Below are 12,192 nucleotides of genomic sequence, written 5' to 3'. Positions count from 1 at the left end.
AGGACTGTAAAAGCTGATGAAAGCAGCGTAGTAGAGCCCACTCAACCACTGCGTCTTGCTCGACAATCCAAAAATAATTGAGAGGCTAGGACTTTTGTCCCAGCCTCTTTTGTACTGGATAAACAGAAAAACGGATGCTGTCTAAAAATCTTGCATTTTTTTGCAATTTAGGTTACAATGAAGACTATAAAAAATGCGTAATCCCTAGGGTCTTTCCCTCAGGGAATTTTGTGTGTTTTGACCTATTTTCGATGGAAAGAAGCTTTGCTTCTACCGCAGGAAAAAGTATGAATAACATTGGAGGTAATAATGATTCGATCCTTAATTTCCGAGATCAAAGAATTTAAGAAGCCCTCGATTTTGGCTTCCTTGTTCATGGTCTTTGAAGTCATGTTTGAGATTTCGATTCCCTTTGTCATGGCGAGTCTTTTGGACCAGGGTGTTCAACAAAGAAACATGAACAATATTTTGTTTTACGGTGGGCTCATGCTGGTCTGTGCCTTTCTCTCCCTCTTTTGTGGGATGCAGTCTGCCCGTTATGGCGCCTATGCATCGGCTGGTTTTGCCAAAAACCTTCGTCGGGCTATTTTCAAAAAGGTTCAAACCTTCTCATTTGAGAATATTGATCAGTTCTCATCTGGTGGTCTGGTTACTCGGATGATGACGGACGTGACCAATGTGCAAAATGCTTATCAAATGGTCATCCGGATCTGTGTGCGGGCACCGCTCAATTTGATCTTTGCCATTGTGGCTTGTTTCTTGATCAATCCGGAAATGGCCATGATCTTTGTCTATGTGACCATCTTTTTGGCAGCGGTCTTAAGCATCATTATGAAGATTGTGTATCCGCTCTTTACAGAAGTATTTGAAGCTTATGACAATCTCAACAACAGCATTCAGGAAAACATCACCAATATGCGAGTGGTGAAGTCCTACGTTAAGGAAGCAGATGAAACGGTTAAATTCAAGAAGGCTTCGCGTTTGATTTATAACATGTTTATGAAGGCTATCCGTGTCGTTGTCTTGAGTAGCCCAGCTATGATGCTTTCCATGTATGCTTCTTTCCTTTTGATCTCTTGGATTGGGGCTCATCTGATCGTTGGTGGCCAACTCTCCACTGGGAATCTGACTTCTATGTTTAGCTACACCATGACCATTCTCATGTCGCTCATGATGTTTATGATGATCTTTGTCATGTTGTCGATTTCCATGGCCTCTGTCGAGCGGATCAATGAAGTCTTGACGACCAAAACGACGATTGACTCTCCAGAAAATGGGATCAAAGAAGTTGCTGATGGTTCCATCAACTTTGAGGATGTGACCTTTGCTTATACCGATGAAAATGGCGACAAGACCCATGTCTTACAAGGGATTAATCTTTCTATTCGTTCAGGGGAAGTGATTGGTATCTTGGGAGGAACAGGATCAGGAAAATCAAGCTTGGTGCAGTTGATTCCTCGTCTCTATGATGTCGAGTCTGGTCGGGTGACAGTAGCAGGCCACGATGTCAAAGAATACGATCTGGATTCCCTTCGTAAGCAAGTGGCCATGGTTCTTCAGACCAATGTCCTTTTCTCTGGTACGATTAAAGAAAATATGCGCTGGGGAAATAAGGATGCGACAGATGAAGAGATCATCGCAGCTTGTAAGATTGCCCAAGCCGATGAATTTATTCAAGATTTCAAAGAGGGTTATGACACCATGATTGAGCGTGGGGGATCTAATGTCTCCGGTGGCCAACGCCAGCGTCTCTGTATCGCGCGTGCCCTTCTCATGAATCCGAAGATCTTGATCTTGGATGATTCGACTTCAGCGGTCGATACCAAGACAGATAGTTTGATTCGTCAAGGATTGGCAACCAGATTGAAAGAGACTACCAAAATCATCATTGGTCAACGGATTTCCTCTATTCAAGATGCAGATCGTATTATTGTGATGAATGATGGCCAAATCGATGCGATCGGTCGTCACGAGGAATTGCTTGCGACCAATGCCATCTACCAAGAAGTATATGAAATGCAAACACAAGGGAAAGGAGAAGCAGATGAAAACTAAGAAAAAAGCAAATCTAGGCTCTATCCTTCGCCTGCTCGACTTCCTTTGGAAAAACTACAAGGTGTCCTTGATTGTTTCCTTTATCTTAATCATTCTATCGTCACTTGCGACGGTCAATGTGACAGCTTCGATTCAGTCCTTGGTCGACGTCTATGTGGAGCCCATGCTGACAAGCAACAGCCATGATTTTGGACCGCTCTTGTCCTTCTTGACACGAGTTGGTTTGATCTGTTTGATCGGGGTACTTGCCAACTATGGCTTTACCTTGATCATGGCGACTGTTTCACAAGACTCACTTAGAAGTCTTCGAAATCAGTTGTTTGCTCGCATGCAAAAACTACCCGTTCGTTACTTTGATACCCACCAACACGGGGATATCATGTCTATCTATACCAATGATATTGATGCTCTTCGCCAAGCGATTGAACAATCCATTCCTCAACTTCTATCCTCAGCGATTACCATCCTTGGGGTAACGATTACCATGCTGACGGTTAGTCCACTCCTGTTCTTGATTGTTCTTTTCATGGTTATCGTCATGGTCTTTATCATCAAGGATGTTTCTGGTAAATCAGGTCGTTACTTTGGGGCCCAACAAAAGAACTTGGGGATTGAGAACGGCTTTATTGAAGAAATGATGTCTGGTCAAAAAGTGGTCAAGGCCTTTGTGCACGAATCTGAAAGCATTGAAGATTTTGATCGGATCAATGACCAGCTCTTTGAATCCTCTTATCTAGCCAATCGCTATGCCAATGTCCTCATGCCGATTCTTGGGAACTTGGGAAATGTTTCCTTTGTTCTGACAGCCTTGATCGGTGGACTATTTGCGCTAAACGGCGTCGGTGGTTTAACCATTGGTGGTCTCATGGCCTTTCTGCAATTGAACCGTTCCTTTACAGGTCCGATTGCCCAGGTTTCTCAACAATTGAACTTTGTCCTCATGGCCTTGGCTGGTGGAGATCGTGTCTTTGATCTTTTGGACGAAGAAGAAGAAGTCGACCAAGGAAAAGTGACGTTGGTCAATTATGAACTGGTCGATGGAGAAATGGTCGAAACCGATCAGAAAACCAACAAATGGGCTTGGAAACACCCTCGTCCAAATGGGGATTACCAGCTTGTGAAAATGGTCGGAAATGTGGTCTTTGATGATGTTGACTTCTCTTATGATGGGAAGAAACAAATCCTTCATGGCATCAACTTGTACGCGGATAAGGGGCAAAAAGTGGCCTTTGTCGGAGCGACTGGTGCAGGAAAGACAACCATCACCAACTTGATCAACCGCTTCTATGATATCCAATCCGGAATGATTACTTATGATGGGATCGATATTAAATTGATTGAGAAAGATTCTCTGCGTCGTTCCCTCGGAATCGTTCTTCAAGATACCCACTTATTCACTGGTACGATTGCGGAAAACATCGCTTATGGCCGTGCTGATGCAACACGGGAAGAAATCCTTGAAGCAGCTCGGATTGCCAATGTGGATTCCTTTGTTAAGCACTTAGATCAGGGCTATGAGACAGTCTTGACGGATGATGGGGCTGGCCTATCAAATGGTCAACGACAATTGATCGCCATTGCCCGTGCAGCCCTTGCCAATGCGCCTGTCTTGATTCTGGACGAAGCGACGTCTTCGATTGATTCACGGACAGAGAAGATGGTGCAAGAAGGGATGGATCGCCTGATGGAAGGTCGGACAGTCTTTGTTATCGCCCACCGTCTATCGACGATTGTCAATTCCGATGTCATCATGGTGATGGACCACGGACGCATTATCGAACGAGGCAACCATGCTTCCTTGATGGCAGAACGTGGCACCTATTACCGCTTGTACACCGGTGGACTTGAAATTGATTAATAATAAAAAAAGCTTGAGCGTTAGCTCAGCCTTTTTTGGCTTATGGATAATGACTTCTTAGAAACTTTCCTTAGGTGAGTACGGACGTCAGCGAACTTCGAAGAAGTTCCATGACTAATTATTGAGCCCCTTCGCTCTTTAATTTCTGGGCTCAGGCTAAAACAGTTTCCCAAACTGTTTTACTCTCAAAATTCCTGAGTGCCTGAAACGTTATTGTTTCAGGCACTTTTCTCACAGCGGAAAGTCTCGAAAATAAATAGCCATTCATCAAAAATCCTGACTACACTTTCAGGCTTTTTGCTTATTTCTCAAGTAAGTCTTGGATCAAGTCTTCCATGGCAGCTGGCTCTGTTTTGGAGGAGAAGCGTTGGGCAACTTGGCCTTGTCGGTCGATGACAAATTTTGAGAAGTTCCATTCGATGCGTTTGCTCAGTGGTCCAGCCGCTTGACTTTTGAGCCAGTCATAGAGAGGAAGGGCTTCTTTACCATTGACCTTGGCTTTAGCGAATCGTGGGAAGGTGGTCTGGTAGTTGAGGCTGCAGAAACTATTGATTTCTTCTGCAGTTCCTGGTGCCTGCCCCATGAATTGGTTACAGGGAATGTCTAGGATTTCCAGCCCCTTTTCCTGGTAGCGCAGGTAGAGATCTTGCAGTCCTTGGTATTGCGGGGTCAAGCCACAGCCTGTTGCTGTATTGACCACGATGAGGACCTTACCTTGGTAGTGAGAAAGGGGAATCTCCTCCCCATTCTGGTTTTCTAAAGAAAAATCATAAATGCTGGTCATCGGGATCATCCTTTCTGTTTCTTTAACTTCTATTGTAGCACAAATGTCCTAAAATTGGGGCAAGAGGACCATGACTTCTTGCTTTAGTCCCTCCTGTGAAAATGATATAATAAGAAGATAACAAGCTCTCAAGAAAATGCCAAAAGGAGAACGGATCGGATGAAATTACTCTATACGGATGTTCGGACCCCCTTGACCCAGGTCCTGACACAAGAAGCCGTAGGGTTAGTAGAAAAGGGCAAGCGTGTGTTTTACATTGCACCCAACTCTCTTTCCTTTGAAAAAGAAGCCAAGGTCTTATCCTATTTAGAAGGTCAGGCTTCTTTTGCCATTGCCGTCACGCGCTTTGCGCAAATGGCCCGTTATTTCATCCTGAATCAGGTTTTTGAGGAGCAACCTTTAGATGACATCGGTCTCGGCATGCTATTTTTTAAAGCTCTTTCCCAGATGAAGGAGCAGGATCTCAAAGTTTACGGGGCCCTGCGCAAGGATCCTCAGTTTATCCAGCAACTGGTCCAGCTCTATCATGAATTGCAGACGGCCCAGATGGATTTTACCGATTTGGAGTTGCTCGAGGAAGCTGAAAAAAGAGAGGACCTCTTGGCGATTTTTGAAGCGGTCTCTGAGATGCTGGTCCAGCACCGGTATGAATCCCAGTCCAAGATGGCCTTTTTCCTCAATCAGGTCGAAGAAGGGCACTTGGAAGAGCAATTACAGGATGTAGCGATCGTCGTCGATGGCTTCACGCGTTTTTCTGCGGAAGAAGAGGCTTTGATTGGTCTCCTTCACCGAAAAGGAGTGGAGATTGTCATCGGGGTCTATGCCAGTGAAAAAGCCTATCGGGCAAGTTTTAGAGAGGGCAATCTTTACCAGGCCAGTGTTGACTTTCTCCTCCAGCTGGCAAAGACTTTTGAGGTTCAGCCTCAGTATTGTGGGCAAGCGATTGAAGACTCCTTTAGTCGCATTACCCGCATGCTAGAAGCGCGCTACGATTTTTCACAAGTGGAAGATGAGCTGGAGGACCAAGATCGAACCGCTGTTCAACTCTGGCAAACCAATACGCAAAAGGAAGAGTTGGAATTTGTCGCTAAATCCATCCGTCAGCGTCTTCATGATGGGGCCCGCTATCGGGATATTCGGGTCTTGTTAGGCGATGTAGAAGCTTATCAACTGCAGCTCAAGACCATTTTTGACCAGTATCAGATCCCTTTTTACTTGGGACGAAGTGAAGCTATGGTCCACCATCCCTTGATTCAGGTCATTGAATCATTAGGCCGGATCAAGCAGTTCAATTACCAGACGGAAGACGTCATCAACTTGTTAAAAACGGGTCTGTATAGTGATCTGACGCAAGAAGAAGTTGATGCTTTTGAGCAATACCTTCGCTTTGCGGACGTAAAGGGCGCTACAAAATTTCACAAGCCTTTTACTAGCAATCGTCAGGGCAAGTTTGATCTGGAAGCACTCAATGACCTCCGGGAACGCGTCGTAGAACCTCTAGTCCCTTTCTTTTCACAGCGCAAACAAAAGGTGACCCAACTCTTAACCGCCTTTACAGAGTTTCTGCAAGAGGCCCAGCTTTCTCAGAATCTACAAGCTTTGATCAAGGATCTAGCCTTGGAGGAGCAGGAGCGCTATGATCAGGTCTGGAAGGCCTTTCTCCATGTCTTAGAGGAGTTGAACGTGGTCTTTGAGGACCAAGAGCTGACAGTGGATGACTTTTTGGCCCTCCTCTTATCGGGGATGCAATTATCTCAATATCGGACAGTTCCTGCTACGGTCGATGTGGTGACCGTTCAGTCCTATGACTTGATTGAACCCTTGACAGCGCCTTATGTCTACGCGATCGGGCTGACCCAGGAGCGTTTTCCAAAGATTGCTCAGAACACCTCTCTACTCAGTGAAGAAGAGCGCCAGCAGCTCAATGAGGCCACCCAAGAAGGAGCAGAGCTCCAGGTGGTGACCAGCGAAAATCTCAAGAAGAATCGCTTTGTGGCGGTTTCGCTCCTCAATGCGGCGACCAACCAACTGGTCCTATCGGCCCCTAGCTTGGTCAATGAAATGGAAGATAGTGTCTCTCCTTACCTTGTCGAATTGACCAAGGAACCTATTGCCATCGAGTGGACGACCAAACAAGCCCAAGCCTCGAGTGATGATATCGTGACTTACCGGGCCCTCCTAGCGCGCGTGATCGAACTCCATCAAGAAGAAATTACGAGTGAGTTGTCTCCTGAAGAAGCCAGCTTTTGGGGTGTGGCGGTACGGGTCTTGCGCAAGAAATTAGCCGCTGAAGGTATCCAGATTCCTCAGATTTCAACGGAATTAAAGAGCCGTCAGCTTCAGTCGGATACGCTTCAAGCGCTCTATCCAGAGGGCAAAGCCTTGACCTTATCCGCTTCTGCCTTGAATGAATACTACAAGCACCAGTATGCCTTTTATCTGCGCTATGTCTTGGGCTTACAAGAGGATGAAACCATCCGGCCAGACGCTCGTAGTCATGGGAATTTCTTGCACCGGATCTTTGAACGAGTCTTAAAAGATAGTTCCGATCAAGCCTTTGATCGGCGTTTAAATGAGGCGATTCGAGAAACCAGCCAAGAAGCAGAGTTTCAGCAATTGTATACAGAAAGTGGAGAGACCGAGTTTATTCGCAACTTGCTTCTTGATACTGCGAAAACAACGGGGCGTGTCCTCGCCCAGCAAAATGGCATCGAGACCATCGGTGAGGAGACCCTCTTTGGTGGAAGTACCCACACCTCTTATCCATTGTCCGATGGCCGTCTCCTGCAGCTACGAGGCAAGGTGGATCGCATTGATCAGTTAAGTGATCGGGGAGCTCTTGGCGTTGTGGATTACAAGTCGAGCTTGACGCAATTCCACTATGACAAGTTCTTTAATGGACTGAATTCTCAATTGCCGACCTATCTCTCTGCGATTCAGGATTTGAAGGAATACCAAGAGGAGCAGGGGATTTTCGGGGCCATGTATTTGGAAATGGGAGATCCCCTAGTGGATCTGAAAAAGACCAAGACAATAGAGGATGCCATCAACCAAACCATGAAAAGTCAACAGTACAAGGGGCTCTTTATGGCAGATCAGGCGCCTTATCTGGGCGAGGCCTATGACAAAAACAAGGCCATGATGCTGAGTAAGGAAGAGCTGGACTTGCTCCTCTTGTACAACGCTTATCTCTATAAAACAGCAGCAGAAGGGATCCTCAAGGGGCAATTTGCCATCAATCCCTATAGTGAAAATGGGCGCAATATCGCACCATTCGTGGAGCAGTTTAAATCCATCACAGGATTTGAAGCGGATCGTCACCTCGGTCAGGCACGGTTCTTGACCAAACTAGACCAAAAAGGAATACGCGGTGAAAAGGTGAAAGCCGCTTGGATCGAGAAGATGAAGGAGGTCTTGAACAAATGATCAAACAAGCATTTTTGACAAGAGAAGAAATCAAGGCCCTCCAGGTCCAAGAGGCAGCTTCTACCAAAGAGCAAAAGCGGACGCCAGAACAGATCGATGCCATCTATAGTTCGGGGACCAATATCCTGGTGTCGGCCTCTGCTGGATCAGGAAAGACCTTTGTCATGGTGCAGCGGATACTGGATCAGATGCAGCGTGGCATTTCGATTAAGGAGCTCTTTATCTCAACCTTTACGGTCAAGGCAGCAGGGGAGCTTAAGGAGCGTTTGGAAAGTGAACTTGGAAAAGCCCTGCAAGCGAGCGATGACCCAGAGCTCAAGCAACACCTGGCCCGTCAAATCGCAGATGTCGCAACGAGCGATATCGGAACCATGGACTCCTTTACCCAAAAGGTCCTAACGCGCTATGGCTATTTGCTTGGGTTGACACCCCAGTTTCGGATTTTACAAAATGCCAGTGAGCAACGTCTCTTACAAAATGAAGTCTTTCAAGCTGTTTTTGACCGCTATTACCAAGGGGAAAATCAAGAAGCTTTTGTCCAGATGGTCAAGAATTTCACGGGACAGCGCAAAAATTTGACCTTGTTTAAAGAGCAGGTCTACCAGATCTATGATTTTCTTCAGTCGACCAGTGATCCAGAGAAATGGTTGGAGGAGCATTTCCTAAAAGGTTATGAGGAGACTGATTTTGAACAGGTTGAAGGTGCTCTGATGGAGAGCATCCAGCAGGCCCTTTATGAGGCAGAAAGCTTTTTTGCCTTTCATTTGTCCAATGAGGGCCAAGCATTTGGCAAGGCCAAATATTTGGAAGCGGTGCAAGAGGTGCTCGATCAAATTGGAAGCCTGACAGGTCCCACCAATAAAGAGCAACTGACCTCTGTCCTAAAGGCAGTCGTGGCGATTAGTCGGGCTTCAAATGGGGGAGCCTTGACCAATAGAGCTCGTAAGGAAGAGTTGAAAGAGTTAGTCACGGCTTATAACCAGGATAAAACCATACATATCAACCGCCTCAGAGACTTGGACAATCAGCTCTATCAGCTGGAATTTCAACAAACCTTCCACCAAGAAGAAGGCCCCATGCTCTCCTTGCTGCGGGACTTTATCCGAGACTTTGCTCGCGCTTATCTGGAGCGAAAAATCCAAGAAAAAGCTTATGAATTTGGGGATATCAGTCATTTTGCGATTCAAATTTTAGAGCAATTCCCAGAGGTGAGACAAGCCTTTCAAGAGCGTTATCATGAGGTCATGGTCGATGAGTATCAGGATACCAATCACACCCAAGAGCGGATGTTGGACTTGTTGTCAAATGGCCACAATCGCTTCATGGTGGGGGATATCAAGCAATCGATTTATCGCTTCCGTCAGGCAGATCCACAGATTTTCAATGATAAATTTAAAGCCTACCAAGAAGAAGGGGCGAAAGGGAGGTTGATCCTCCTCAAGGAAAATTTCCGGAGTCATGTGGAAGTGTTGGATGCGACCAATGATGTCTTTCGCCATTTGATGGACGAAGAGGTGGGCGAGATTGACTACAATCAAACCCACTATCTGGTCGCAGGAAGCGACAAGCAGCGGATGGCCTTGCCACAACATCGGGCAGAATTTTTGCTTTATGATGGCTCCCAAGACCAGGAAGAAAAGACCGAAGACGAGGAAGCTCCTCTTGGAGTAGAGACGATTTCCAAGGGAGAAATTCTCCTGGTCATCAAAGAAATTTTACGTCTCCATCGGGTAGAAAAAGTGCCCTTTAAAGAGATCACGCTCTTGACTGCGACTCGAACGCGAAATGATGCGATTCTGGAAGCTTTTGACCAGTACCATATTCCGATTGTGGCAGATAGCGGACAGGCGCATTATCTTGAGTCACTGGAAGTGATGGTCATGTTGGATACCTTGCGGACCATTAACAATCCCTTGCATGATTATCCCTTGGTTGCTCTCATGAAATCACCCATGTTTGACTTTGATGAAGATGAATTGGCACGGATTTCCTTGCAGACCCTTCCAGAGCAAAAGCAAGTGGCCTTCTACCACAAGGTCCAGTTAGCCCTTGAAAAAACTGCAGAGCATGCAAATCTGATTGATGCCAAGCTCTCAGCTAAAATCGAGAACTTCCTCAAGGTTTTATCTACTTGGAGAGCTGCTGCCAAGACCTCTTCGCTCTATGATTTGCTGTGGAAAATCTATGAGGATCGCTATTACTATGACTATGTCGGCGCCCTTCCAAATGGGGCCCAGCGCCAGGCCAATCTCTATGCCTTGACGCTTCGGGCCAATGATTATGAGAAGGCCAGCTTTAAGGGCTTGTCGCGCTTCATTGCCATGATCGACAAGGTGATCGAAAATGAACACGATTTGGCTAGCGTACCTCTTGCGGCTCCAAAAGATGCCGTCCAGCTCATGACCGTCCATAAGAGTAAGGGGCTGGAATTCAAGTATGTCTTTATTCTCAATATGGACAAGGCTTTTAACCGTAAGGATCAATCGGGGCCAATTATTCTCAGTCGTCAAAAAGGGATTGGCTTTAAATATGTTGCGAACTTGCCGGTTGAGACAGAAAATCCAGCTGCTCCAGAGACTATTCGCCTGCAGATCGAAACACCTTGCTACCAACGCAATGTGGAAGAAACAAAATTGGCCACGATTTCTGAGCAGATGCGTCTTCTTTATGTCGCCATGACACGGGCTGAGCTCAAGCTCTATCTTGTCGGAAAAGGCCGGGAGGACAAACTGCGTGATACTGATTGGGGGACTAGTCGCAATGGCAAATTGGATCCAGAGAAGCGAAAAGAATGGACCTCTTATCAGGACTGGCTCTTTGCTATTCAAGATGTGTTTACCAAAAATACCCTGGCCTATGACACGCGTTTTGTGACAGATGAAGACCTGACACCAGACCAGTTGGAACCACTAGAGAAGGAGAAGGATTCCCGGCTTGATCAGCTCAAGGATGTCCGTCAGTCAGAGGATATTCGTCGGGCCTTGGATATCTTGGAAAATGTTGATCGGCTCAATCAGCTCTATGCTCCGGCCATTCATTTACCAATTGTTCGTACACCAAGTCAGATCAAGAAATTCTACGAGCCGGTCATGGATGCCAATGGCGTCCAGATCATGGATGCGAAGACTATGACGCCTGACTTTGAGCTGCCAACTTTTGGTCAAGAAAAAGCCGTGACAGGAGCCCAAGTCGGTAGTGCTGTCCATGAACTCATGCAGCGCATGCCGCTTGAAGAAGAAATCACGTTGGATACACTGCGTCAAGCCTTGGAGCAAGTTCAAGCAGAGCCAGCGGTCAAAGCCCGCATCAAGCTAGAGGCCATCCTTGCTTTCTATGAGACACCTTTGGGGGCCTTGCTTCAAAAAGAAGCCCCACGAGTCCGTCGCGAAGCTCCCTTTGCCATGCTGAAGAAAGATCCAGCCAGTGGAGAGGACTTCGTCGTGCGGGGGATCCTGGATGGTTACGTGGTGCTAGAAGACCGGATCCTGCTCTTTGATTATAAGACGGATCACTACAAGGTTCCTAGCCAATTGGTCGAACGCTACCGGGATCAGCTCGATCTCTATGCAGAAGCTCTTCGTCGTTCTTATGGCCAAGAACAAGTAGAAAAATATCTCGTGCTTCTAGGTGGCCCCCATCTAGAAGTGGTGAAAGTGGAGTAAACCATGGCAATTGCACAGGAAAACATCGAACGCATCCAAAGAATGGAAGGTTATTTGAATGACTATGCCAAGACCTTGGAAGAAACCAAAAAAGCAGTGGATAAACTAAGAGAGCATCAAGAAAGCTATATCCAACTGCGCGATTATTATAGTAGTCAGGCCTATTTTGATGATTTGGACTTGTCCAATCAGGCTGACTTTCCAGCAGATCTTCCTTGTGGTGTCTTGTCTGAAGATGCTGTCTATGATTTGTTAGACGAGCATTTTCAGATGGGGGTCGAACTCTTGGAGATCGCAACGAAAATGATCAAAGAACGGTGAATTCATTCTTTATATTTTATCTTTCCTTAGGTGACGGCGGACGCTAGGTGAAATTATCCAGTGGATGATTTCAGCAATCCAGGAAG

Annotated in this window: 6 protein-coding genes; 5 read left to right on the top strand and 1 reads right to left on the bottom strand. The window is 46.3% G+C overall.

Features of this window, described 5'->3' with window-relative positions; translation table 11 throughout:
* The first annotated feature begins 309 nt into the window (after positions 1-309).
* A complete protein-coding gene (locus tag HMPREF2685_RS07715) occupies positions 310-2,055 on the top strand; it encodes an ABC transporter ATP-binding protein (RefSeq protein ID WP_070466243.1) in 1,746 nt (581 codons plus the stop codon).
* Complete coding sequence (locus HMPREF2685_RS07710) at positions 2,045-3,913, top strand: ABC transporter ATP-binding protein (RefSeq protein WP_070466241.1); 1,869 nt, start codon at positions 2,045-2,047, stop codon at positions 3,911-3,913. Before HMPREF2685_RS07715 ends, HMPREF2685_RS07710 begins: the two co-directional genes overlap by 11 nt.
* Positions 3,914-4,214: 301 nt before the next feature.
* Here the strand turns inward: HMPREF2685_RS07710 and HMPREF2685_RS07705 are convergent, their stop codons facing one another.
* The gene (locus tag HMPREF2685_RS07705; protein ID WP_070466707.1) at positions 4,215-4,697 is read right to left on the bottom strand and encodes a glutathione peroxidase; all 483 of its coding nucleotides are present in this window, start codon (positions 4,695-4,697) and stop codon (positions 4,215-4,217) included.
* A 159-nt stretch (positions 4,698-4,856) separates the two neighbouring features.
* Between HMPREF2685_RS07705 and rexB the strand changes: the two genes are divergently transcribed.
* From rexB to HMPREF2685_RS07690, 3 genes are read left to right on the top strand one after another with little or no spacing between them, the layout of a single operon-like run.
* The gene (rexB, locus tag HMPREF2685_RS07700) at positions 4,857-8,123 is read left to right on the top strand and encodes an ATP-dependent nuclease subunit B (RefSeq protein ID WP_070466239.1); all 3,267 of its coding nucleotides are present in this window, start codon (positions 4,857-4,859) and stop codon (positions 8,121-8,123) included.
* A complete protein-coding gene (addA, locus tag HMPREF2685_RS07695; RefSeq protein WP_070466704.1) occupies positions 8,120-11,785 on the top strand; it encodes a helicase-exonuclease AddAB subunit AddA in 3,666 nt (1,221 codons plus the stop codon). The genes rexB and addA overlap by 4 nt, the downstream gene beginning before the upstream one ends.
* A 3-nt stretch (positions 11,786-11,788) precedes the next feature.
* Entirely contained in the window at positions 11,789-12,106 is a 318-nt protein-coding gene (locus HMPREF2685_RS07690) for a DUF4298 domain-containing protein (protein WP_070466237.1), read from the top strand.
* Positions 12,107-12,192: the final 86 nt, after the last annotated feature.

Origin of the sequence: Streptococcus sp. HMSC074F05 (assembly GCF_001808725.1) — a bacterium.
GTDB classification, from domain to species: domain Bacteria; phylum Bacillota; class Bacilli; order Lactobacillales; family Streptococcaceae; genus Streptococcus; species Streptococcus parasanguinis_I.
The sequence above is the reverse complement of the archived record's forward strand: the minus strand, read 5'-3'. Positions and strand labels throughout refer to the sequence as shown.

Coding starts and splice junctions, on each gene's coding strand:
- HMPREF2685_RS07710 (WP_070466241.1), top strand. CDS start 2,045: ATGAAAACTAAGAAAAAAGCAAATCTAGGCTCTATCCTTCGCCTGCTC.
- HMPREF2685_RS07690 (WP_070466237.1), top strand. CDS start 11,789: ATGGCAATTGCACAGGAAAACATCGAACGCATCCAAAGAATGGAAGGT.
- HMPREF2685_RS07715 (WP_070466243.1), top strand. CDS start 310: ATGATTCGATCCTTAATTTCCGAGATCAAAGAATTTAAGAAGCCCTCG.
- rexB (WP_070466239.1), top strand. CDS start 4,857: ATGAAATTACTCTATACGGATGTTCGGACCCCCTTGACCCAGGTCCTG.
- HMPREF2685_RS07705 (WP_070466707.1), bottom strand. CDS start 4,697: ATGACCAGCATTTATGATTTTTCTTTAGAAAACCAGAATGGGGAGGAG.
- addA (WP_070466704.1), top strand. CDS start 8,120: ATGATCAAACAAGCATTTTTGACAAGAGAAGAAATCAAGGCCCTCCAG.